Raw genomic sequence first — 23,371 nt, 5'->3', positions numbered from 1 at the left:
GTCGGCAAACGCTTACCCCCTACGGATGCCCCATGCTTCGCGCCCTTGCCCTTGCTGCCCTGACCCTAGCCGCCGCCCCCGCGCAAGCGGAGCGGTTGACGGTCTTCGCCGCCGCCAGCACCAAGACCGCGCTGGATGCCATCGCGGGCCAGTGGCAGGCGCAGACCGGGCATCAGGTGTCACTGTCCTATGCGGGCAGTTCGGCGCTTGCGCGGCAGATCGAATTTGGCGCACCGGCGGACCTGTTCCTGTCGGCCAGCCCCGACTGGATGGATCAGCTTGAAACCAAGGGCCTGTTGGCCGCCGATACCCGCTTTGACCTGCTGGGCAATGACCTGGCGCTGATCGCGCATGGGACGCAGCCAACGATGGCGATTGCCGATCTGCCAGACCGGCTGGGCGATGATCGTCTGGCCATGGCGCATGTAGACGCCGTGCCTGCCGGGATCTACGGCAAAGCCGCGCTTGAAAACCTTGGCCTATGGGCCGCGCTTGCCCCGCATGTTGCGCAAACCGATAACGTGCGCGCGGCGCTGACCTTGGTGGCCACGGGCGAGGCGCCCTTTGGCATCACCTACACCACCGATGCCGCCGCCAGCGCCGATGTCAGCATTGTCTACACCTTTCCCGCAGACAGCCACCCGCCGATCACCTACCCCATCGCAGCCATTGCCGGTGGCAACACGCGCCTAGGCGCGGAATTCCTGAGCTACCTCAGAGGCCCAGAGGCCCGCGCCGCCTTCACCGCCGAAGGTTTTGAGGTTTTGGCCGAATGAGTGGTTGGCTTTCCCCAGAGGCACTGGAGGCAATCCGCCTCAGCCTGAAAGTCGCGCTTTGGGCAACGGTTCTCAGCCTGCCCGCCGGGATCTTCGTGGCCTATGCGCTGGCCCGTTGGCGCTTTCCGGGCAAGCAATTGCTGAACGGGTTGGTGCATCTGCCGCTGATCCTGCCGCCCGTGGTGACGGGTTATCTGCTGCTGCTGGCATTTGGACGCACCGGTTTGATTGGCCAGCCCTTGTACGATTGGTTCGGCATCACGCTGGCCTTCCGTTGGACCGGGGCCGTTCTGGCTGCCGCAATCATGGCCTTTCCGCTGTTGGTCCGGGCGATCCGACTGGCGCTGGAAGCGGTCGATCCGAAACTGGAAGAGGCCGCCAAGACCCTTGGCGCGTCGCGTCTGTTGGGGTTTGCAACCATCACCCTGCCGCTGATCCTGCCGGGGGTGATTGCCGGTGCCGTTCTGGCCTTTGCCAAGGCGATGGGTGAATTCGGCGCGACAATCACCTTTGTGTCGAACATCCCCGGCCAAACGCAAACCGTGCCTTCGGCCATTTACGCCTTTCTTCAGGTGCCCGGCGGTGAAGGCGCGGCGCTGCAATTGGTGGTGATCTCCGTGGGGCTGGCCCTTGGGGCCTTGCTGCTGTCCGAAGTTCTTTCGCGCCGCGTTGCCAAACGGATTTCAGGCCGATGACGCTGGATGTGACCCTGACCCACCAATTCGACGGCTTCGCCTGCGATGTCGAATTCAGCGCCCCGGCGGGGATCACCGCGCTGTTCGGGCACTCGGGATCGGGCAAGACGACCATCGTCAATGCTGTGGCCGGGCTGCTGCGCCCCGAGGCGGGGCGGATCGTGATGGACGGTCAGGTGTTGCTGGACACCGCTGCAGGCATCGACCTGCCGACCGCCCGCCGCCGCATCGGCTATGTCTTTCAAGAGGCGCGGCTTTTCCCGCATATGACCGTGCGCCAGAACATGCTGTACGGACGGTGGGCCAACCGGCTGCGCCGCGATACCGCCCATGAGGCGCAGGTGATTGACCTTCTGGGCCTTGGCCATCTGCTGACCCGTCTGCCGGGCCGGTTGTCGGGCGGCGAAAGCCAGCGGGTCGCGCTTGGGCGGGCCTTGCTGGCGCGGCCACGTATGTTGCTGATGGATGAACCGCTGGCCGCGCTGGACAGCGCCCGCAAGTCCGAAATCCTGCCCTATCTGGAACGGCTGCGCGATGATTTCGGCGTGCCAATCCTTTACGTCAGCCATTCCCTGTCTGAGGTCGCACGACTGGCCACCACCGTGGTTGTGGTCGAACGCGGCACAGTCCTGCGCAGCGGTCCCGCCGCTGAGGTTCTGTCCGACCCCGAAGCCGCGCCATCGCTTGGCATCCGTGAGGCCGGATCAATCTTGCAGGGCCGCCTTGTGGGCCACAGCGACGACGGCCTGTCCGAGATCGCCTTTTCCGGCGGGGCGCTTTGGTTGCCGAAGATCGCCGCCAATCCCGGCGAAGACCTGCGGGTGCGTATCGCAGCAGGCGGCGTCACCCTGTCACGGGATGAGCCGTTGAACACCTCGTCGCTGAACGTGCTGCACGGGGTGATCGACACCGTCCGCATTGGCCGCAGCGCGGGGGCAATGGTGCGAATCCGCGTGGGCGATGAGGTGATCCTATCGCGCATTTCGGCCCGCGCGGCGGCGCAAATGGCGCTTGAGGCAGGCCAGCCGATCTATGCCTGTCTCGCCTCAATCTCGGTTGCGCGAAGCGATATTGGCCAGACCCGCGTGTGATCGCGCATATTGAGAACGAAATGGGAACATGATAGCATTGGGCCATGTCTCATGCTGTCCTGACTCGTCATCAACACCGCCCGCAACCGGCACAACCGGTGGTGGGGGATATGGCATTGGCGCTTGGCCGGGTGCATGAATTTTGCGGCAGGGCGCGTCGCACGCTGGCGGTTCTGGCCGCAGGGCGCGTGCAGGGGCCGGTGTTCTGGATTGCGCCCTCTTGGGGGGCGGACCCGCTCAACCCCGACGGGATGCGGGAATTTGCGCCGCCGCAAAACGTGACCTTTCTGGCCCCGAACCGCCCCGAAGATCTGCTGTGGTGCATGGAGGAATGCCTGCGCAGCGGCGCGGTTGGGTTGGTGGTGGCCGATCTGCCCGGGCCGCCTGCCCTGACGCCGGTGCGGCGGCTGCATCTGGCCGCCGAAAGCGGCTGTCAGGCGGGGCCGCAATTGCCGCTGGGCCTGCTGCTCACCCCCGGCCATGGCGGGGCGCAGGGCGTCGAAAGCCGCTGGCAGCTAGAGCCTGCGCATCGTCCCGGCACCCGCGCCTGGGGGCTATCGCGCCTGCGCGCGCGCACCGATCCGGCCAAAGTCTGGCGAATGCAGCCGGGCAAAACCGGGTTGGAACTGGTCAGCCCATCCGCTTAATGCGGGCGGTCCTGATCGACAAGGCGTTCCATTTCTTCAAGCGCTTCAAGGGCTTCGTCTTCATCCTCGGACGGCAGTGCATAACTGCCGCTCAGCCATTTGGACAGGTCCACATCCGCGCAGCGTTTGGAGCAAAAGGGCCGGAACTTGGGATCGGTGTCGCCGGAACAGATCGGGCAACTCATGCCAGAACCTCGCTCAGCGCGATCCGATCCCGCTTGCGGTGCAATTCGTAGTGGCCAAGCCCCGTCCAGCCCACCAAGGTGGTTTCGGTCTGGTCATGCCGGAAGGCCGAGCGCAACGCGCCTTCGACCTGACGGCGGTCTTTCTTGGGCAAGGGGGCGAAATCAATCACGATCTGCCCGCCCAAACCGCGCAGACGCAGAAGGCGCGGCAGATCCCGCGCGGCGGCCAGATTGGCCTTCAGCCCTGCCGCGGGCGAGGTATCGCCGCCGGTGTTCACATCCACCGCCACAAGGGCGCGCGTCGCCTCAACCCAGACCGTGGCCGACCCGGCCAGAACGGAACAGGGGCTGCGCAGGTCTTCCAGCGCATCGGCAACGCCCAAGTTTTCAAACCCGTCCGGGTCTTCGACGATATCGGCGGCTTCGGTCCATTCGCGCCACGCCAGAACATGCGGGCCATCGCCTTCAACCAGCGTTTCCGCCTCGCCCGCCGTATCGGCGGTCACGGCTTCGGCCAATTGCCGCATGGCGGCAACATCATCGGCGATGTCGTCCTCATCCGCGCCCGCGCAGGCCGACCGAAGGATCAGACCAAAGGTCGAACCTTCCATAACCTCATGCGCGATTTCCAGGATCCGGTCACGCTCGCCCTCGTCTTTGACGCTGCGCGACACGTTCAGGCCCGGCGCTTCGGGCGTGACAATCGCGTAACGGCTTTTGAACAGAACCTTGGTGGTGACCGGGATCGCCTTGCCCGGTTCGGCATAGCCGGTGACCTGCACCAACAGAACCTGCCCCGGAGCCACCCCTTTGACCTGACGCACAAAGGCCGTGCCGTCGGGCGTGCGTAGGAACATCCCGCCCTGCCCCTTGACGGGACGGTCGGCAATGGCGCGGTAGATCGTGCCCGGACGCGGCAGATCCGTGTCCAGCAGCAGATCTTCCAGACGGCCATCGACCATCAAGGCCGCCGCTTCCTGTTCGCCGATTTGGCCCAGAACGATTGTCCGCCCCTTCATGTACGATCTCCAAAAATTGGGTAGCCCGCAGCTTGCAGCAAATTGGCGGTTTCCGCCACTGGCAAGCCGACGACGGCGGTAAAGCTGCCGCTGATCCAAGGGATAAACGCGCCCGCTGGCCCTTGAATGCCATAAGCGCCCGCTTTGCCCTGCCAATCATTGGTGGCGAGATAGGCGTTCAGTTCGACATCCGACAGGGATTTCATTTTGACCTGCGTGACCACGTCTTTTTGCCAAAGACGGTCGCCCCGGCGCACGGCCACAGCCGTAATCACCCGGTGGCGACGCCCGGACATGGCCAGCAGAAATTCCGCCGCCTGCCCTGCCGTTTCCGGTTTGCCCAGAATACGCCGTCCAAGGGCCACGGTGGTATCAGCGCTAAGAATGATGTCATCGGCATCGGCCTGCACGGCCAGCGCCTTTTCCCGCGCCATGCGCACGCAATAGGGGCGCGGCAATTCGGCCGGATGCGGGGTTTCGTCAATGTCGGGGGGGCGAATGTCGTCTGCCTCGACACCGATTTGTGCCAGCAGCTCGCGGCGACGCGGGCTGCCAGATCCCAAAATGAGCTTCACTTCGGGATCGGTTTACTTAAAGCGGTAGTTGATCCGACCCTTTGTCAGATCATACGGGGTCATTTCAACCTGAACCCGGTCGCCTGCCAGAACACGGATGCGGTTTTTGCGCATCTTGCCTGCCGTATGAGCGATGATTTCATGGCCGTTCTCAAGCTCGACCCGAAACGTCGCATTCGGCAGGAGTTCCTTCACGACACCGGGAAATTCGAGCGTATCTTCCTTGGCCATGGTCTCTCCTGAGGTAAAGTCCCGCCCAAATGCGGGACGCGCCCTTAAATGGGGTTAAATCGCCTTGAATTCAAGGGGCCAAATCAACTCAGCGCCACAAGTGGCGCGACTTGGTCACGACCGGCCTGTTCCAGCCAGTGCGTGCGGTTTAGGACAACGCCATCCTTGCGCACATTTCGGATGGTGTCCAGCGTGATATCTGCGCAGGTCCAGCCCGCCCGGTTGAGCGCCCCTTCGGCGATGATCCCTGTTGGCGGAAACCCGGTATCGGGCGGGGCAAAGATGCCGCCCATGCCGGTGTTTTCATCCACCGCTTCGGACCAATTGCACGCGCCAACGGTTGAAGACATAACTGCAACGCATTGGTTTTCCAGCGCCCGCGACATGGCGCCAATCCGCACGCGCGAATATCCCGCCAAGGCTTCGGTGCATGACGGGACCAGCAAAAGTTCGGCCTCGCTCAGGGCGCGGCCAAGCAGCGGAAATTCGGAATCGTAGCAGATCAGAATGCCGATCTTGCACAGGCTGGTTTCAAAGATCTGCAACGCGCCGCCCGACATGACGTTCCAGTCTTCGCGTTCGAACCGGGTCATGATTTGTTTGTCTTGCTGCCCCATCCCGCCACCGGGCGCGAACAGGCGGGCGCGATTGACCGGCCGTTCCCCGATCGAAGAATCAAATACCGGGGCCGAAGCGGCAAGGATGTGAACCCCAAACCGCGTGGCCAAATCGGAATGCAGCGCATCGGCGGCGGAGATGCGATCCGACACTGCGTGCAGCGATGCCTCAAGATCCCCGGCAACCGCGCGGCCTGCCAGCGTGGCCAATTCCATCGCGCCATATTCAGGAAACACCAGCAGCTGCGCCCCAGTGGCCGCCGCCTCTGACACCCACGAGGTCAGCTTTTCGACGTAGCAATCCCACGTATTGAGGAAATCCATCGGGTAGGCCGCTGTTGCAACACGGATCATGCCGCACCCCCAGTCAGGTCGCGCCCCCAGAACTGCAAGGGCTTTTCGCTTTGGCCAGCATCGCCCATATCGGTCCAATTGAACCGGGCAATCACGCCGTCCAAGGGCTGATACCCCCGCTTGCGCCAAAAGGGATCAAGCGGGGCATAGTCCGATGGGCGCGCCGGATGATCTGCGGGCCGCATGACCGAACAGAACGCCGAATATCGACGGCCCAAGCTGCGGGCGTGGGCCTCGCGGTGATCAAAGAACGCATGGCCAATCCCCCGCCCCCGATATTGCGGCAACAGGATGGATTCAGCGCAATAGAAGATCTGATCCATCGGCCAATCGGTCTGGGCGAAGGGCGTCAGGAAATCCTCCGCATGATCCTCCATCGGGGTGCCGGTTGAGGCCCCGACCAGCCGGTCGCCGTCAAACGCGCCAACCACAATCGCCGCCGCGCTACCGACATAGCTTTGCATATAGCGGCGTTCATAGTCCAAATCGCCATGGTAGAGATACGGCCAGTCGCGGAACACCTCGATCCGCAGCCCGGCGACATCGTCCAGCACATCCAACAGGGCCTGCCCGGTCAAAGGCGAGATCCGGATCATGAGACTTGCCGCACCCAGTCTGCCAAATTGTAATAGGTGACAACGCGGGTAATTTTGCCGCCTTCCAGCGACATGAACGACCCGGCAGGCAGGCGGTAGGTCTGGCCATTCGCTTCGGGCAGCCCGTCATCCGTTGCCAGATAGGTTCCGTTCACGATGAATTCCGCCGCCGCGCGGGTGCCGTCGTCGTTCACGAAGACCACAATATCGGTCAGGTTTTCTTGGTAGCAGCGGGTCATGTGATCGCAAAAGGCGCGGAATTTGTCCTTGCCGGTGCGGATTGCCCCTTCGTTGACGTGATGCGCAATGTCATCAGACAGGCAATCCAGCATGCCTTCGGTGTCGCCGCGATTGAACGCTGCGAAATAGGCGGTCACCACCTCGTTGGACATCAGTCCCCCCACTTATCCTGAATCTGTTTCAAGATTTGATCGCGCGTCTGGCGGTAAGCGTCAAGTTTTGCATCGCGCGTTTCGCCAAGGCCGGTCGGGTCCAGCACGGGCCAGTATTCCACCGTCAGATGGTAGTAGCGGGTCAAATCCAATGCGCGCCGCTGCGATGCGGGCGACATGGCGACAATTACGTCAAAGCCAGACAGCGCCTCGCCGTTTTCCTCTAGTTCTTGGAAATCGCGGGACCGATGGCGCGACAGCTCCACACCGATTTCTTCACAGGCGGCGATGGCAAAACCGTCGATCTCAAGGTCATTCACCACACCAACGGATTGCACGTAGATGTCAAAGCCAAACAGCTTTTTGGTGATCCCTTCGGCCATCGGAGACCGAACGGCGTTGTGATCGCAGCAAAAAAGGACAGACTGCGGCAATCCGGGCAAACGTCAGCCCCCGAAGTGCAGAACGCAAACAAGCGTGAAAAGGCGGCGGGCGGTATCATCGTCCACGGTGGCTTTTCCTTCCAGACGTTCCTGCAAGACTCGGGCCCCTTCATTATGGATGCCGCGACGCGCCATGTCGATGGTTTCGATCTGGCTGGGGGCCAAAGTCTTGACCGCGTCGAAATAGCTTTTGCAGATCTGGAAGTAGTCTTTGACCACTTGGCGGAACGGGCTGAGCGACAGGTGGAATTCGGCGGCCTGTTCGTGGTTTTCGGTGGCCACATCGAACACCAGACGCTTTTCACGAATAGACAACCCCACCCGATATGGGCCGGGCGGCACCACGCGGTCATCGCGCGCGGGTAGCGAAAAGCTGTTCTGCTCCATCAGATCGAACATCGCAACGCGGCGTTCTTGTTCGATTTCCGGCGTGGGCGGCGGCAGATTGGCGTCGTCCAACTCGATATGCGAAATGCGGCTCATGGGTTCGACTTTCTTAAAACACGCATGAAACCTACCCCTTTGGAACAAATGCGGCAATGCAGCGAAAGTCGCAGTCACGCAACGTTCTGCCGGGCGTGGCCAAAGTCACACGGTCATTCGTTCAGCGACTTTAGGCGCGCGGTGACAGAAAGGCCATGCGCCTCAAGGCTTTCGGATTGCGCCAACACTTCGGCCGCCGGGCCGATCGCCTTCAGCGATTGCAGCGTCATTTTCGACAAGGTGGTGCGCTTGACGAAATCCATCACCGACAAACCGGACGAGAATCGCGCCGACCGGGCGGTTGGCAGAACGTGGTTCGGCCCGCCGACATAGTCGCCGATGGCTTCGGGCGTCCATTTGCCAAGGAAGATCGCGCCCGCGTGGGTGATCTTATCGCAAAGCGCGTCTGGGTCCGCGACGCAAAGTTCCAAGTGTTCCGGCGCGATACGGTTCGACAGGGCCGCCGCCTCATCCAGATCGCGCACGGTGATCACCGCGCCATAGTCGCGCCAGCTGGCACCGGCAATCGCGCGGCGATCCAGCGTTTCAAGGCGTTTTTCCACGGCTTCGGCCACGGCGCGGCCAAAGGCTGCGTCCGTGGTGATCAGCAGCGATTGCGCGCTTTCATCGTGTTCGGCCTGGCTCATCAGATCCAGCGCGATCCAGTCGGGATCGTTGTCGCCGTCGGCAATCACCAGAATTTCCGACGGGCCTGCGATCATGTCGATGCCGACCTTGCCAAACACCCGGCGTTTGGCGGCGGCGACAAAGGCGTTGCCCGGCCCGGTGATTTTGTCCACCGGGGCGATGGTGCCCGTGCCATAGGCCAGCGCGGCCACCGCCTGCGCCCCGCCGATGCGGTAAATTTCGTCCACGCCCGAGATCCGCGCCGCCAGCAGAACCAGCGGGTTCACCACGCCACCGGGCGTCGGCACGGTAATCGCCAGACGCGGCACGCCCGCCACCTTGGCGGGAATGGCGTTCATCAATACCGAACTGGGATAAGAGGCCAGCCCGCCCGGCACATAAAGGCCCGCCGCAGACACCGGTGTCCAGCGCCAGCCCAGCGTTGCGCCGCTGGCGTCGGTCCAGCTTTCATCCTGCGGCAATTGCCGTTCGTGGTAGGCGCGGATGCGATCCGCCGCCAGTTGCAGCGCCTCACGCTCCGCCTCGGGGACATCGGCAATGATCCGGTCCACGTCTTCAGGCGAAAAGGACATTGTTTCGGGCGTCAGGTCCAGACGGTCGAATTTCGACGTCAGCTCAATCACCGCCGCATCGCCGCGATCCCGCACATCGGCAATGATGCCCGCAACGATATGATCGACGTCCGGGCTGTCTTCGCGCTTGGCGCCAAGCAAAGCCTTGAACTGCGTTTCAAACGCGTCGTCGGTCGTCGTCAGAAAAACGGGCATTGTGCACTCCTGCATGGGTTGCCGGTTCATAGCGGCCCATGCGCCGGGCCTCAATAGGGGTGGGGCTGACCATTGTAGGACAAAAAGCAGCCCGTGCTGTCCATGGACAAATCATCGAAGCAAGACATCAGGCCTTTGCAGCATTCCGCGACGGTGATGTCGGCCCCGGCCCCGCCCATGTCGGTCTGCACCCAGCCCGGATGATAAATGCCAACGGCGATATCCAGCGCCCGCAGATCCGTCGCCAGATTGCGCCCAAGGTTCAGCGCCGCCGCTTTGGACGACCGGTAGATATAGCTGCCGCCGGGTGCCCGTTCGTCAGACGCCATTTGCGAGCTGATGATCGCGATCTTGCCAGCCTTGGCCAATTGCAGGTTCGGCAACATCGCCTGAACGGTCAGGAAAACGCCCGTGACATTGGCGGCAAAGGTCTTGGCCCACAGATCGGCCTGATAGCCATCGGCAAGGCTGTGCCCTTTGTCCAAGTACACACCGGCATTACAGATCAGCAGGTCAATCGCCTGCCCTTCCAGCGTTTCCGCCAAAGCCGCGTGCGATGCGGGGTCCGTGACGTCCAGCGTCAGCGCCTCAGCGCCATTGCGCGAGGTGGCCAAAACCGTTTCGCCGCGTGCGCGATAGCTTTGGGCAAGTTCAGCGCCAATGCCGCGATTTGCTCCGGTAATCATCACTGTCATCGGGATACCTTAAGTCAGTTGGTTTTTCGGGTCGGCGTAAAGGGCAGCGGCATAACCGGAACGCCATCCTCCAGCAGTTTACGCGCCTCATCCCCGCGCGCTTCGCCGTGAATGGCACGCTGCGGCTGTTCGCCGTCATGCATTGCCCGCGCCTGCCGGACGAAATCATTGCCCACATAGTCCGAGTTCTTTTCGACCTCGGATTTCAGCTTGGCAACCGCCTGTTCATAGTCTCCGCTGGGTTCAGACAACTGGGCCTGCGGCTTGGGGGCTGGCGTGTTTCCAGTTTGATTGAGACGCGGCGACATGATCGCCTTTTCCACCTTGGACGATCCGCAAACGGAACATTCCACCATGCCCGCACCGGCCAGCTTGTCAAAAGCCGAGGCCGATTGAAACCAACTGTCGAACTGGTGGTCGTTGCTACATTTCAGCGAATACTGGATCATTCCAAAGCCCAAGATGAGACAGCCCAGTATCTACTGCTTTGTTCCCCGAGATCAAGGATCAGACGCGCTTGTTCCCTTTGGGATCGAAATTGCGCAAAAGCGCCGCCAGATCGGCTTCACGCACGGATTTCGCTGCCTTTTTTCGGCCCATCCATTTCAAACGGCGTTCGCCCGCTTCGGGGAATTTCTTGACCAAACGGCTGACTTTTAGCGGGAACAAATCCACATGGCAGGGCAAATCCGGTGCCTTGTCGCGCAGCTTCATATAGCTGTAGCACCCGATGGGGGCCACATCGACGCGCCCTTCGACGCCGGCCTCTTCCCAAGCTTCACGGGCCGCGCCTTCGGCATAGGTCAGGCCGTCATGTGGCCAGCCTTTTGGAACAATCCAACGCCCGGTATCGCGGCTGGTCAGCATCAAGATCTGCACCCGACCATTGCGAATGCGATAGCACAGAGCTGCAACCTGCTTGTGCAAGGGCGCGGTGCTTTCGATATCGTTTGGCATTTCGAGCGGGCTCAGGTCTGACATGGGGCTTTACTGTTGAAACGGGGATTATGTTGGATTCGGCACGCGGGTCTAGTGTACGCGCCCTCCTACGACGAAACGTTGAAACCGCTTATCGTTTCGGAAGAATTGCATCAAGCGTGACAAGCAATTCATTTGCTGAATGCGTTGCAGATATCGCCTTGTTTGCACAAATTCCAGTCATTCGCTGTTTTTCGGGGGCCTGCAACCCAAGCAACGCTTCGGCAAGTTCCTTGGAATCCTTGACGCACACCGCCGCATTGGCCTTGTGGAGCGCCGCATAGGCCGCCGCCTGATTGCTGGTATCGGGGCCATGCAGAATGGCTTGGGCGAAATAGGCTGGCTCATACGGGGTGTGCCCACCGACCGGAACGAAAGATCCGCCCATAAACACGCGGCCCGCCAAAGCATACCACAGCGGCATTTCGCCCATAGTGTCGACCAGATAGACCGCGCCCTGCTGCGGGGCATCGCCTTTGCTGCGCTGCGCCACTGCAAACCCGGCCTTGCGCAGAAGCGCCGCCACCTCATCGCCGCGCCGGGCATGGCGGGGGGCTAGGATCAGTTGCGCGGCGGGATTTTGGGCCAGATAGGCGCGATGCGCCTCGGCGATGATTTCCTCTTCGCCGGGGTGGGTTGAGGCGGCCAGCCAAGTTTGTGCCCGATCAAATGCCGCCTTTAGCGCGGCATCCGGCACCATATCCAAAGGCGGCTGATACTGGGCTTTAAGATCAAATTGCGGGGCCAATGCCGAAGGCCGAACACCGGCGGCCAGAAAATTCGCCTCAGACTTGGGGTCTTGCGCACTCAGCAACGCAATGCGCCCCATCGCCCGGCGGCCAAAGCCGCCCAGCCAGCGGAACCCTTTCAGCGTGCCATCAGACAAACGCCCGCCCACCACGACAACCGGCCCGTTGCAGGTCAGCATCCGGTTGGGCCAAATCTCGGACTCGACAGTCAAATGGGCCGTCACGCGAAACCGTTGATGCACGTTGCGCACGCACCATCGCAGGTCCAGCGGCGCAAGTTCGGCCTGAATGCGCCCCTGCCCCCAGCTTTGGGCCAAGGCAACACCAGTCTGCGAATTGCAGGTGATCAGCAGCCGGGCATTTTTATCCCGCGCCAACAGCCCATCGATGACCGCCCGAAGCGACATCAATTCACCGTTCGACGCGGCATGCAGCCATATATAAGGGGTGTCACTGGCAGGCCGCATACGCCCAAACCGCGCCCGCAGCCCCGCCCCATCGCGCCGGACTAGCAGCTTGATCGCCAGAACTAGCGCAAACACGGATATCAGAACGCGGTACAGGATCATTTCGCACCCATGGCCAACCTGTCACGGGCTTAGGCCGCAGCCGCTTTTGATGCAACCCTGCGCCAAGTCGCTACCTCAGGGCGCTGCCTTCAAGGAAATGCGCCGACAAAAGCGGCTGAAAGGCCGCGCCCAAGGCACCGGCTTCGCGGCCAAGGATACCTTCGATGATCTCAAAATCGTAAATGCCCTGCCGATCGATCCGCGCCACGGCCGCACGCGTTGCCAGAACCAGACGCGTGCGCACTGCGGGCGGCAAGCCGCCATCAATGACCACCGCCGGCAAATCAAGAATGGCGCAAACCGACACCGATGCAATCGCCAAGGCCTGCGCGGTGTCCGCAATCCAGCCTTCCACCGTTTCGGCGCAGCCGTTCCAGCCGTTCGGATCTTCGCGCAGGTTCACATCGCGGTTCATATTGTCTGACAAAAGCCGCTCTAGCCGGTAGGTCGAAGCTTGGTGGATCAACTGATGTTCGGGCCGCGCCACGTCGCCAATCGGGATTGACCCAAAGGCCCCCGCGTTGCCGCGCGCGCCTTGGAACACCTGACCATTCAGAACCAACCCGCCGCCGACGAAGCTGCCGACATAGAGATAGCCAAAGTCCGATAGCGTGGCCCCGACCCCGAACAGAAGCTCTCCGTTGCAGGCCATGTTGATGTCATTGGCCACGAAGACCGGCAGGTCGGTGAATTCGGCAAAGGCGGTTTCAAACGAATAGCCGCGCCACGCCTCGGCCTCTTGCCGGGATGCGCCCAAAGCGTCGATCCAATTCCAAAGTTCAAACGGTGCGCCCACACCAATCCCGGTGATCCGTGCGGCCTTTTCCGGCCCGATCACATCCGCCACCATGCGCAGCCCATCGCGCACGAACGCTTCAAGCCGCTTGGGCGATGGATAGCGGTAGGACACATCGAACCGTGCCCTTGGCTGGCCCAGCAGATCAAGCAGAATCAGGTCTGCTCCGCGCCGCCCAAAACGCAACCCTAGCGCGAATGCGCCATCGGGATTGAGGGCAATCGGCACCTGCGGCTTGCCAACCTTACCTTTGACCGGAGCCTCTTTGACGATCAGGTTTTCCGCCTCAAGCGCACGGGTCAGAACCGACGCCGTCTGCGCCGACACGCCAATCGCTTTTGCCAGCTCGGCACCCGACAACGGCCCTTGAGTCCGAAGGGATGTCAGGAAGGCACGTTCGTTATGGTTGCGCAGCTTTGAAGACGTCACTGCGGTCGGTGACGGTTTTGGCTGTCTGGCAAGATCGTCGTCTGTGTCCACGAAACGCCCTCCTGCGCCTCCGCTATACGATTGGGTCACGCTTGCACAGCCACATTAATAAATCAACGTGATTTATTTATTGACAGCCCGCCCCGAGTCGGGTCAATCCTTATGCACGCCGTGCAAATCGCACCGGGTGCTTTAGGGAGGAAACCATGCACAAACTCGTAGCCGCCACCGCCGTATCGCTGGTCGCACTGAGCAGCGCCGCCTTTGCGGGCAGCCATTCGTCTGTCAGCGCTTGCCTGATTACAAAAACCGACACCAACCCCTTCTTCGTCAAGATGCGCGAAGGCGCTGCCGCCAAGGCCGAAGAAATGGGCATCACCCTCAATTCCTATGCAGGCAAGGTCGACGGCGACAACGACTCGCAAGTCGCAGCCATTGAAACCTGCATCGCCAATGGCGTAAGCGGCATCCTGCTGACCGCTTCTTCGACCTCGGCCATTGTTCCTGCCGTTCAGCAAGCCCGCGACGCAGGCATTCTGGTCATCGCGCTGGACACCCCGCTGGAGCCGATGGACGCTGCCGACATGACCTTCGCCACCGACAACTTCCTGGCCGGTGAGCTGATTGGCAAATGGGCCGCCGCCAAGCTGGGCGACGCCGCAGCCGATGCCAAGATCGCCATGCTTGACCTCGATGTATCGCAGCCGACCGTTGGCGTTCTGCGCGATCAGGGCTTCCTGCAGGGCTTTGGCATCGATCTGGGCGACCCGAACAAGTGGGGCGATGAAACCGACGCCCGTATCGTTGGCAACGACGTAACGCAGGGCAATGAAGAAGGTGGCCGTAAGGCGATGGAAAACCTTCTGGCCAAAGACCCCTCGGTGAACGTGGTGTACACCATCAACGAACCTGCCGCAGCTGGTGCCTATGAAGCGCTGAAATCGGTTGGCCGTGAAAACGACGTGCTGATCGTGTCTGTTGACGGCGGCTGCCCCGGCGTTGCCAACGTCGAAGCCGGTGTGATCGGCGCGACCTCGCAGCAGTATCCGCTGCTGATGGCCTCCAAGGGCATCGAAGCCATCGCCGCATTCGCCAAGGACGGCACCAAGCCGGCCGCATCGGAAGGCAAGGCATTCTTTGACACCGGCGTCGCACTTGTGACCGGTGAGCCCGCCGATGGCGTCGAGTCGATCTCGATCGAAGAAGGCAAGAACCTCTGCTGGGGTTGATTTAACCACTAAACAGAACGAGCATGATTGGGGGCGGCCTTGGCCCGCCCCCTTTTCTTTTCCGGGCACCGCACAGCCCGCACATGAAGGAGGGGCCTATGTCCGCACCGGACAATTACGAAGCCGTCACCGCAGGCGCGTCGCAAGACGTGGCCAAGTTTGACGATGAAAAAAAGGGGCTGATTGGCCGCTTTCACCACGCCCTGCACACCACCCCGGCCCTTGTCCCGCTGATCGTGCTGGTCGCGGCGATCATCGTGTTCGGTCTGGTGCTGGGCAGCAAATTCTTTTCACCCTTTGCCTTGACGCTGATCCTGCAACAGGTTCAGATCGTTGGTGTTTTGGCCGCGGCACAGTCGCTTATCATCCTGACTGCGGGCATCGACCTTAGCGTTGGCGCCATCGCCGTGCTTTGTTCGGTCGTGATGGGGCAAGTCACCTTCCGCTACGGGGTTCCGCCGTTCTTTGCGGTGGCCTTCGGACTGGCCTTTGGCACCATGATCGGTGCGATCAACGGCTGGCTGGTCAGCCGGGTCAAGCTGCCGCCGTTTATCGTGACGCTGGGCATGTGGCAGATCGTGCTGGCGGCGAACTACCTTTATTCGGCCAACGAAACCATCCGGTCCCAAGACATCGAGGCGCAGGCCCCCTTCCTGCAATTCCTTGGCAACAAGCTCAAATTGGGCGGGGCCACCTTTACACTTGGCGTCGTGTTGATGCTGCTGCTGGTCGCCATTCTGGCCTATGTGCTGCGCTCGACCGCTTGGGGGCGTCACGTTTACGCCGTGGGCGATGACCCGGACGCCGCCGAATTGGCGGGCGTCGATGTGCACAAGACCCTGATGTCGGTCTACATGGTCGTCGGCTTTATCTGCGCGCTGGCGGGCTGGGTGATGATCGGGCGCTTTGGCTCTGTCTCGCCCTCGGCCACCACCGGCGTGATCGGCAATATTCAGGCCATTACGGCGGTTGTGATTGGCGGCATTTCCTTGTTCGGCGGGCGCGGATCCATCGTCGGGTCTTTCTTTGGCGCGATGATCGTGGGCGTGTTCGAATTGGGCCTGCGCATGGCTGGGGCCAACCCGCAATGGACGTTCCTGCTTATCGGCGTGCTGATCATTGCCGCCGTGGCCGTGGACCAGTGGATCAGAAAGGTATCGGCATGACACAACCCGTCCTGACAGCCCGTGGACTGACCAAGCGCTATGGTAAAGTCACCGCGCTGGACCGTTGCGACTTTGACCTGATGCCGGGCGAAATCCTCGCCGTGATTGGCGACAACGGCGCGGGCAAATCCACCTTGATCAAGGCCATTTCTGGCGCGGTCGTTCCCGATGAGGGCAAGATCGAGCTTGAGGGTGCCCCCGTGCGCTTCCAATCCCCGATTGAAGCGCGCGAGGCCGGGATTGAAACCGTCTATCAAACGCTCGCCATGTCCCCTGCCCTGTCGATTGCCGACAATATGTTCATGGGCCGCGAAATCCGCAAACCCGGTCTTGCGGGCAAGCTGTTCCGCAAACTTGACCGGCCCGAAATGGAGCGTATCGCCCGCGAAAAGCTGAATGAGCTGGGACTGATGACGATCCAGAACATCAATCAGGCGGTGGAGACCTTGTCGGGCGGTCAGCGTCAGGGGGTGGCGGTGGCGCGTGCGGCGGCCTTTGGATCGAAGGTGATCATCCTGGATGAACCGACCGCCGCGCTTGGCGTGAAGGAAAGCCGCAAGGTGCTGGAACTGATCCAGGACGTGAAATCGCGCGGCATTCCGATCATCCTGATCAGCCACAACATGCCCCATGTGTTCGAAGTGGCCGACCGCATCCACGTGCACCGCTTGGGCCGCCGCCTGTGTGTGATCGACCCCAAAGAGCATACGATGTCGGACGCCGTAGGGCTGATGACCGGCGCGATTGAGCCAGAGGCGGCCTAGCACGCCTTGCCCCTTGGGGCGCACACGCATAAGCTGATCCCAGCAGCAAGTCACAAAGGGCGCCCTGTGCGCCCTTTTCCTTTTGGCGATCCACGCCGCAATTGATTTGAGACCATTCATTCAGGCGATGCTGCCCTAAAGACGTAAAGAGTTCGTTATGACCATCCCTGCGCCCTCCACAAACCTAAACAGCTATTTCGCCTTATCTGCGGTTTCCGTTCCATACCCAGGCGAGCCATACAATCCCTTTACAGCGGAAGTCGTGGATTGGGACACAAGCGCAGTAACTGCGATGGTTCGAACCTTTTCAGGCACGCTGAATAATAATCCCGCTTTGCCGCCATATTTGAACCCATTCAACTTGGATATCAGCGGCTGGGATACGAGCAACGTCACGAGCATGGCTGGCATGTTTCGATTAACCAGTGCATTTGATCAGGACATTGGCGGCTGGGATACAAGCCAAGTCACGCGAATGGATAGCATGTTTTCTCGTGCTGCTGTGTTCAATCAAGATATTTCAAACTGGGATGTGAGCAGTGTAGAGTTGTTCCAGTCCATGTTCTTCGAAGCAGAAGCCTTTGATCAAAACCTTGGCGCATGGGATATTTCTTCTGCTCGGTCTCTTGGTGGCATCTTCAGTGACTCAGGTATGAGTTTGGCCAACTATGACGCCACGCTTGAGGGGTGGGCGCGGTTGGATGAAGGCGAGACGCAGATTCCTACCGGGCTGAGTTTAGGCGCAAATGGAGTGCTCTATTCCAACATTGACGCCCGTCAAACCTTAATTGAGGACTACGGTTGGATTGTCGGCGGAACTTACGCCTTCGCAGGCAGCAGCGATGCCGATACAATCGACGGCGCGGCGAGCCTGTATCGGATCGAGACAGATGGGCTGACGGGCGACGATCACATCATCGGCAGTGATTTTGGCGACCGGCTCGCAGGCGACGACGGGGCAGATACGCTCGAAGGTGGTCTTGGCCTCGATACGCTGATCGGTGGTGATGGCGATGATGTCATCTTTGGCGCGCGGCAGGGCGATGCTGCGGGCGATCTGGCCGACCGCCTGTTTGGCGGCGCGGGCAACGACAGCCTTGATGGCGGCTATGGCAATGATGAGCTGCGGGGGGATGCCGGGAACGACACGCTGATCGGCGGGTTCGGGGCGGATACACTGATCGGCGGCGCGGATGATGATGAGCTGTCAGGCAACGCGATGGGCGACGTTCTGTTCGGCGGGGGCGGCGATGATTTCCTGAACGGAGGCTTCGGCTTTGACCGGCTGAATGGCGGCGCGGGCGCGGATCGGTTTTTCCACACCGGCGCTGAAGGACATGGCACGGATTGGGTGCAGGATTACGATGCGTCCGAGGGCGATATGCTGATGTTCGGCAGCACCGCCACGACCGCAGATTTCATCGTCCAAACCGCCACCACCTCAGGCGCAGGAGGCACCGTGGCTGAGGCCTTTGTCACCCATAGTCCCAGCGGTCAGATCCTCTGGGCGCTTGTAGATGGTGCCGCGCAGGGGCAGATCTGGGTGCAGGCAAGCGGGACGAGCTTCGACCTGCTGGCCTAAGGGAGCAGGCGCGCCGGGGTGGCGCGCCGCTTTTTCTTATCCCAGACGGGCTTTGTGCCAGGCCAGATGCTCGGCCATGAAGGTCGAGATGAAGTAGTAGCTGTGGTCATAGCCCTCCTGCATGCGCAGGGTCAGGCTTTGGCCCGCATCGGCGCAGGCGGCTTCCAGCAGGTCGGGTTTGAGCTGACCTTCAAGGAAGTTGTCCGCCGTGCCTTGGTCCACCAGAATATCCGGCACGCGCGCGCCGTCTTCGATCAGGGCACAGGCGTCATAGTCGCGCCACGCGGCCTTATCGGCCCCAATGTACCCCGTCAGCGCCTTTTCACCCCAAGGGCAATTGAGCGGCGAGACGATGGGCGAGAAGGCCGAGATCGCCCTGAAGCGATCCGCGTTGCGCAGCCCGATGGTCAACGCGCCGTGGCCGCCCATGGAATGGCCCATGATCGACTGACGTGCCATATCGGCGGGAAATTCTGCGCCAATTAGCGCGGGCAGTTCTTCCTCGATGTAGCGGCGCATCTGGTAGTGCTGGGCAAAGGGCGCTTCGGTGGCATTCACGTAGAACCCCGCGCCAAGGCCAAAGTAATAGGCGCCTTCGGCATCATCGGCCACGCCCTCGCCGCGCGGCGAGGTGTCGGGGGCAACAAAGATCAGACCATGTTCAGCGCAGGCGGCGCGAAATTCGCCCTTTTCGGTGACGTTGGCATGGGTGCAGGTGAGGCCCGACAGATACCAGACCACGGGCAGTTTTGCCCCTTCGGCATGGTCAGGCACGAAGACCGAGAATGTCATCTCGGTCCCCGTTGCCGCAGAGGCGTGGCGATAAACGCCTTGAACGCCCCCGTGGCTGCGATTGGAGGAGACGATCTCCATCAGTAGATCACCACCGAGCGGATGGACTCGCCCTTGTGCATCAGGTCAAAGGCGTTGTTGATGTCTTCCAGCGGCATGGTGTGGGTGATCATCGGGTCGATCTCGATCTTGCCATCCATGTACCAGTCGACGAACTTCGGCACGTCGGTCCGGCCCTTGGCGCCGCCGAATGCCGTGCCTTTCCAGACGCGGCCGGTGACCAGCTGGAACGGACGGGTGCTGATTTCCGCGCCTGCGGGGGCCACGCCGATCACAACCGACACACCCCAGCCACGGTGCGAACATTCCAGCGCATCGCGCATGACCTGAACATTGCCGGTGGCGTCAAACGAATAGTCCACGCCGCCGATGTGGTCTTTTTCGGTCTGCGTCAGCTTGACGATTTCCTGAACCACGGTGCCTTCGATCTTCTTGGGGTTCACAAAGTGGGTCATGCCGAACTTGCGGGCCATTTCCTCTTTGTCATCGTTCAGATCGACGCCGATGATCATGTCGGCCCCGGCCATGCGCAGCCCCTGAATGACGTTCAGACCAATGCCGCCCAGACCGAAGACAGCGGCGGTCGAGCCGATCTCAACCCCGGCGGTGTTGATAACCGAACCGATGCCCGTGGTTACGCCGCAACCAATGTAGCAGATCTTATCAAACGGCGCGTCATCGCGCACCTTGGCCAGCGCGATCTCCGGCATGACGGTGTGGTTCGCGAAGGTCGAACAGCCCATGTAGTGATAGATCGGCGTGCCATCAAGCATGCTGAACCGCGTCGTGCCATCGGGCATCAGGCCCTGACCTTGGGTGTTGCGGATCGCGGTGCACAGGTTGGTTTTGCCCGACAGACACGAATAGCATTCGCCGCATTCGGGGGTATAAAGCGGGATCACGTGATCGCCCGGCTTCAGCGTGGTCACGCCCTCGCCCACTTCGATCACAACGCCCGCGCCTTCGTGGCCCAGAATGGACGGAAACAGGCCTTCGGGGTCGGCCCCGGACAGGGTGAATTCGTCCGTGTGGCAAACGCCGGTGGCTTTGATTTCAATCAGAACTTCGCCCTTCTTCGGGCCCTCAAGGTTCACTTCCATGATCTGAAGCGGTTTGCCGGCTTCGACGGCGACTGCGGCCTTGGTGCGCATGTGTATCCTCCCATTGGCCCGAGGGGCGGGCCTGTCAATAAAATCCTGCCTTGGCTGCCAGGTGCGGCATGCCCTGCGGCGACTAAGTGGGGTGCCTGCACGACCAAAGTCGCCCCCACCCGCTGGCCGCACGTTAGCGCGGTCCCCAAAGCCGCACCAGCGGACTGGTATGATTTTCAAACCTTTTTGAGTTGTTTTGTCAACGATCTGTTTCCGATAGGCGTCGGCGGGTTCAGATTTGTCGAACAGACACACATCTTAAGGTTGAATTTTCACGCCCAAAACGACGCGAAATGGAAAACCGCCGGATGAATTCACGGCCAGGTTCACAATCAGGTCAGGTATTCCAGCAAAAGCCGCCCCTGTCCAAAACCAGAGGTTGACGCAACGTCGATCATGCGAAACCCTTAAGTCAATTGGGGGGGCTTTTCCCAAATTTTGTGATGTTATTTTGAAGAAGGAGAGCTGATATGGCCTCTTATCGTTTCATTGGCGTGGACACTTCGACCACTGGCAATTCTTCTGGCAACCTCGGTTTTTCGACCCTTGTGCGCGATATTAACGGGGATGGAACGCTGGATTTCATCATCGGCGGGTCAGCCGATGTCAGCAGTTCCATCGGTGCGCAGGTCTATGTTCTGAACGGTCTGGATCTGGCAGCCGCCGATGCCGCAGACGGCGCCACAGACCAGGTCATTGATCTGTCGAATGTGCCTGCGCAATCGGGGTCATACCGGATCACCTATTCCAGCACGACATCGGGTTTCGGATCGTCACTGGCCTATATGGAAAGCGTGAATGGTCCAGACAGCACACAGCTTTTGGCCATTGGCGCCCCCCAAGACGACACGATCGCCAACAATGCAGGCGCGGTCTTCTTGTTTCAGGCGGCCAACCTTGCCGGATTGGACGCGCTGGATGGCGCAACCGACGGCGAGATTGACGCCGCCAATGCCACCTTCACCTTCTACGGTGACAAGCAGAACATCTTCTTGGGCCAGACCATTGCCGGGCTGGATGAAGATTTCACCCAGCTGGGCAATTACGACCGGATCGCCATCGCCGCCCCCTTCTCGGACCGCGGAAGCAATGTGAACGAAGGCTCGATCTGGTCAATCTTGGTTGAGGATCTGGACCGCCTCGATGTGCTTGATGGCACCGCCGACAACAAACTGACCCTGTCCGACGCCGTGGCGGATGCACATCCGATCAATGGCCAGAACCTGATCCGAGGCGGCACCTCGGGCGTGCGCATGGGCGAAGGGGTGGTCGATGTGGGCCCTGTCTTCAGCACTGCCAGCGGCTTCCATCAGATCATGGTGGGCGGCAGCGGTGACAATGGCGGCGCGGGCGTGGCCTACCTGGTCTCGGCCTCGGGCTTTGGGCTTGCCGACGCGGCCGATGGGCTGACGGATGGCATCATTGAAGCCGACCTGATGGACGGTGGCGGCGGCTATGCCTTCCACGGCGTACAAACCCCGAAAGAAGACCTGCTGGGATCTGCCCTTGGCACGACTGGTGACATTGACGGCGATGGTCTGAACGATCTGATTATCGGCGGGCGCGGGTCAGACGTGGGCGGCGACAATGCCGGGATCGTCTATGTGATGACCGCCCGGTCTCTGGATGCCGCCGACCGTCTGGATGGGCAGGATTCCAGCATCGACCTAAGCCTGATCTCAAACCTGACCGTGGGCGCAGGTATTGGGGCCTATCGCATCATTGGCAATCAACGACTTGGCGAATTCGGCTTTAACGTCAGCTATGCAGGTGATTTCGACGGCGACGGTGTGGGCGACTTTATGGCGCTGTCCCGGACCGGCAGCTCAGGCCCGACCGTCTACATGATCAGCGGGGCCTCGTTGAACGCAGGCGACGCGGCAGACGGCACGGTGGATGGCGAAATTCTGGTCAGCAATCTGATCGGGGCCAATGGCGGCTTTGCCCTGACATCCCCCGGCAAAGCCTCCTCCAAGCTTGGCAGCTCGCTGAACTTGATTGGCGATCTGGATGGCGATGGCCGGTCTGACATGCTGATCGGCGACACTGCCATGATGGAGGTCGGATCGACGGTCCCGCGCGGCGGCGCATATCTGGTGTCGGGCGGCAGCCTGCTATTTGCCGACGCGGTGGATGGCACGCAAGACGGCCAAGTCAGTGCCGAAAACCTATTGGACACCAGCACCGCAGTTGGCCTGACCGGTACGTCGGGCAACGATCTGCTGAAGGGCGGGTCCGGCAATGACACGATCAACGGGCTTGATGGCGACGACAGCATCTACGGCAATCTTGGCACCGACACGCTGATTGGCGGCGCGGGCGATGACTTTATCTTTGGCGGCCCCGGTTCGGGCGACCTGCGCGATGTGGTCTATGCGGGCGACGGCAATGACACCGTGGATGGCGGCTATGGCAATGACGAATTGCGCGGCGATGCGGGCGATGACCAGCTTTCTGGCAATTTTGGCGCAGACCTGCTGATTGGCGGCACCGGCAACGACATCCTCAGCGGCGGCGCGCTGTCAGACGCCCTGTTTGGCGGGGATGGCGATGACTTTATCAATGGCGGCTTTGGCTTTGACCGTCTGAACGGCAGCGGCGGCGGCGACAAGTTCTTCCACCAAGGCGCGGCCGGGCATGGCAGCGACTGGATTCAGGACTATTCGGCCGCTGAAGGAGACGTGCTGCAATATGGCGGCGCGACGGCCACCAAATCCGATTTCCTTGTGCAATACGCAACCACCCCCACCGCCGGGAATGCGAGCGTGCAAGAAGCTTTTGTCACCCACAAATCCACCGGCCAATTGCTTTGGGCCTTGGTGGATGGCGAAGCGCAAACTTCGATCAATGTTCAAAGTGGCGGAACGGTTTTCGATCTACTGGCGTAACCCA

Annotated in this window: 26 protein-coding genes and 1 pseudogene; 10 read left to right on the top strand and 17 right to left on the bottom strand. The window is 61.2% G+C overall.

The annotated features are described in order from the left end of the window. The first annotated feature begins 32 nt into the window (after positions 1–32). Genes modA through PRI8871_RS04100 form a run of 4 tightly spaced genes read left to right on the top strand, consistent with a single transcriptional unit; the run spans position 33 to position 3,209 of the window. Positions 33–776: a molybdate ABC transporter substrate-binding protein gene (gene modA / locus PRI8871_RS04115; protein WP_108884893.1), complete on the top strand. Its 744-nt coding sequence runs from the start codon at positions 33–35 to the stop codon at positions 774–776. Further along, entirely contained in the window at positions 773–1,471 is a 699-nt protein-coding gene (gene modB / locus PRI8871_RS04110; RefSeq protein WP_108884892.1) for a molybdate ABC transporter permease subunit, read from the top strand. The genes modA and modB overlap by 4 nt, the downstream gene beginning before the upstream one ends. After that, complete coding sequence (gene modC / locus PRI8871_RS04105) at positions 1,468–2,562, top strand: molybdenum ABC transporter ATP-binding protein (protein ID WP_108884891.1); 1,095 nt, start codon at positions 1,468–1,470, stop codon at positions 2,560–2,562. Before modB ends, modC begins: the two co-directional genes overlap by 4 nt. 44 nt (positions 2,563–2,606) lie before the next feature. Then, positions 2,607–3,209 carry an ImuA family protein gene (locus PRI8871_RS04100; protein WP_108884890.1) on the top strand — a complete coding sequence of 201 codons (603 nt, stop codon included), beginning with the start codon at positions 2,607–2,609 and terminating at the stop codon, positions 3,207–3,209. On the opposite strand, the gene PRI8871_RS04095 is transcribed toward PRI8871_RS04100, so the two are convergent. From PRI8871_RS04095 to PRI8871_RS04025, 15 genes are all read right to left on the bottom strand, one after another. Then, the gene (locus PRI8871_RS04095; protein ID WP_108884889.1) at positions 3,206–3,394 is read right to left on the bottom strand and encodes a DNA gyrase inhibitor YacG; all 189 of its coding nucleotides are present in this window, start codon (positions 3,392–3,394) and stop codon (positions 3,206–3,208) included. The two genes, PRI8871_RS04100 and PRI8871_RS04095, sit on opposite strands and share 4 nt — an antisense overlap. After that, positions 3,391–4,413, bottom strand: a complete 1,023-nt coding sequence (locus PRI8871_RS04090; RefSeq protein WP_108884888.1) for a ribonuclease E/G — start codon at positions 4,411–4,413, stop codon at positions 3,391–3,393. Before PRI8871_RS04090 ends, PRI8871_RS04095 begins: the two co-directional genes overlap by 4 nt. Further along, positions 4,410–4,988 (bottom strand): Maf family protein, encoded by a 579-nt coding sequence (locus PRI8871_RS04085; RefSeq protein WP_108884887.1) that lies wholly within the window; start codon positions 4,986–4,988, stop codon positions 4,410–4,412. Before PRI8871_RS04085 ends, PRI8871_RS04090 begins: the two co-directional genes overlap by 4 nt. Positions 4,989–5,000: 12 nt before the next feature. Then, positions 5,001–5,219 carry a translation initiation factor IF-1 gene (gene infA, locus PRI8871_RS04080; RefSeq protein ID WP_005620785.1) on the bottom strand — a complete coding sequence of 73 codons (219 nt, stop codon included), beginning with the start codon at positions 5,217–5,219 and terminating at the stop codon, positions 5,001–5,003. 83 nt (positions 5,220–5,302) lie between these two features. Beyond that, complete coding sequence (locus tag PRI8871_RS04075) at positions 5,303–6,187, bottom strand: carbon-nitrogen hydrolase family protein (protein ID WP_108885199.1); 885 nt, start codon at positions 6,185–6,187, stop codon at positions 5,303–5,305. Beyond that, a complete protein-coding gene (locus tag PRI8871_RS04070; protein ID WP_108884886.1) occupies positions 6,187–6,786 on the bottom strand; it encodes a GNAT family N-acetyltransferase in 600 nt (199 codons plus the stop codon). The genes PRI8871_RS04075 and PRI8871_RS04070 overlap by 1 nt, the downstream gene beginning before the upstream one ends. Beyond that, positions 6,783–7,178, bottom strand: a complete 396-nt coding sequence (locus PRI8871_RS04065) for a ketosteroid isomerase-related protein (RefSeq protein ID WP_108884885.1) — start codon at positions 7,176–7,178, stop codon at positions 6,783–6,785. The genes PRI8871_RS04070 and PRI8871_RS04065 overlap by 4 nt, the downstream gene beginning before the upstream one ends. Beyond that, on the bottom strand, positions 7,178–7,621 hold the full coding sequence (locus PRI8871_RS04060; protein WP_108884884.1) for an arsenate-mycothiol transferase ArsC: 444 nt from the start codon (positions 7,619–7,621) through the stop codon (positions 7,178–7,180). The genes PRI8871_RS04065 and PRI8871_RS04060 overlap by 1 nt, the downstream gene beginning before the upstream one ends. A 3-nt stretch (positions 7,622–7,624) precedes the next feature. Continuing rightward, complete coding sequence (locus PRI8871_RS04055) at positions 7,625–8,104, bottom strand: UPF0262 family protein (protein WP_108884883.1); 480 nt, start codon at positions 8,102–8,104, stop codon at positions 7,625–7,627. 113 nt (positions 8,105–8,217) lie between these two features. Next, a complete protein-coding gene (gene hisD, locus PRI8871_RS04050) occupies positions 8,218–9,519 on the bottom strand; it encodes a histidinol dehydrogenase (protein ID WP_108884882.1) in 1,302 nt (433 codons plus the stop codon). Positions 9,520–9,569: 50 nt separating this feature from the next. Further along, positions 9,570–10,214 (bottom strand): SDR family NAD(P)-dependent oxidoreductase, encoded by a 645-nt coding sequence (locus tag PRI8871_RS04045; protein WP_108884881.1) that lies wholly within the window; start codon positions 10,212–10,214, stop codon positions 9,570–9,572. A 14-nt stretch (positions 10,215–10,228) separates the two neighbouring features. Beyond that, complete coding sequence (locus PRI8871_RS04040) at positions 10,229–10,663, bottom strand: DUF1178 family protein (protein ID WP_108884880.1); 435 nt, start codon at positions 10,661–10,663, stop codon at positions 10,229–10,231. Positions 10,664–10,721: 58 nt separating this feature from the next. Further along, positions 10,722–11,195, bottom strand: coding sequence for an NUDIX hydrolase (locus tag PRI8871_RS04035; RefSeq protein ID WP_245897762.1), 474 nt, complete (start codon positions 11,193–11,195; stop codon positions 10,722–10,724). An 88-nt stretch (positions 11,196–11,283) separates the two neighbouring features. Beyond that, a complete protein-coding gene (locus PRI8871_RS04030; protein WP_108884879.1) occupies positions 11,284–12,510 on the bottom strand; it encodes a 3-deoxy-D-manno-octulosonic acid transferase in 1,227 nt (408 codons plus the stop codon). Positions 12,511–12,580: 70 nt separating this feature from the next. Next, positions 12,581–13,786, bottom strand: a complete 1,206-nt coding sequence (locus PRI8871_RS04025) for an ROK family transcriptional regulator (protein ID WP_181389366.1) — start codon at positions 13,784–13,786, stop codon at positions 12,581–12,583. Between the two features lie 155 nt (positions 13,787–13,941). On the opposite strand from PRI8871_RS04025, the gene PRI8871_RS04020 reads away from it, so the two are divergent. From PRI8871_RS04020 to PRI8871_RS20105, 5 genes and pseudogenes are all read left to right on the top strand, one after another. After that, complete coding sequence (locus PRI8871_RS04020; protein ID WP_108884877.1) at positions 13,942–14,964, top strand: sugar ABC transporter substrate-binding protein; 1,023 nt, start codon at positions 13,942–13,944, stop codon at positions 14,962–14,964. A 98-nt stretch (positions 14,965–15,062) separates the two neighbouring features. Next, positions 15,063–16,130, top strand: a complete 1,068-nt coding sequence (locus PRI8871_RS04015; protein ID WP_108884876.1) for an ABC transporter permease — start codon at positions 15,063–15,065, stop codon at positions 16,128–16,130. Next, on the top strand, positions 16,127–16,894 hold the full coding sequence (locus PRI8871_RS04010) for an ATP-binding cassette domain-containing protein (protein WP_108884875.1): 768 nt from the start codon (positions 16,127–16,129) through the stop codon (positions 16,892–16,894). The genes PRI8871_RS04015 and PRI8871_RS04010 overlap by 4 nt, the downstream gene beginning before the upstream one ends. Before the next feature lie 157 nt (positions 16,895–17,051). Then, positions 17,052–17,531: pseudogene (locus PRI8871_RS20205) on the top strand (BspA family leucine-rich repeat surface protein); the annotation flags it as partial. A 15-nt stretch (positions 17,532–17,546) separates the two neighbouring features. Then, positions 17,547–18,476, top strand: coding sequence for a calcium-binding protein (locus PRI8871_RS20105; RefSeq protein ID WP_281258604.1), 930 nt, complete (start codon positions 17,547–17,549; stop codon positions 18,474–18,476). Positions 18,477–18,512: 36 nt separating this feature from the next. Here the strand turns inward: PRI8871_RS20105 and fghA are convergent, their stop codons facing one another. Further along, positions 18,513–19,349, bottom strand: a complete 837-nt coding sequence (gene fghA / locus PRI8871_RS04000; protein WP_108884874.1) for an S-formylglutathione hydrolase — start codon at positions 19,347–19,349, stop codon at positions 18,513–18,515. After that, on the bottom strand, positions 19,349–20,479 hold the full coding sequence (locus tag PRI8871_RS03995; protein ID WP_108884873.1) for an S-(hydroxymethyl)glutathione dehydrogenase/class III alcohol dehydrogenase: 1,131 nt from the start codon (positions 20,477–20,479) through the stop codon (positions 19,349–19,351). The genes fghA and PRI8871_RS03995 overlap by 1 nt, the downstream gene beginning before the upstream one ends. A 470-nt stretch (positions 20,480–20,949) precedes the next feature. On the opposite strand from PRI8871_RS03995, the gene PRI8871_RS03990 reads away from it, so the two are divergent. Further along, a complete protein-coding gene (locus tag PRI8871_RS03990; RefSeq protein WP_108884872.1) occupies positions 20,950–23,367 on the top strand; it encodes a calcium-binding protein in 2,418 nt (805 codons plus the stop codon). Positions 23,368–23,371: the final 4 nt, after the last annotated feature.

The sequence above is a fragment of the Pseudoprimorskyibacter insulae genome, assembly GCF_900302505.1.
Classification (GTDB): domain Bacteria; phylum Pseudomonadota; class Alphaproteobacteria; order Rhodobacterales; family Rhodobacteraceae; genus Pseudoprimorskyibacter; species Pseudoprimorskyibacter insulae.
This window is presented reverse-complemented; position numbering and strand designations above follow the sequence as displayed.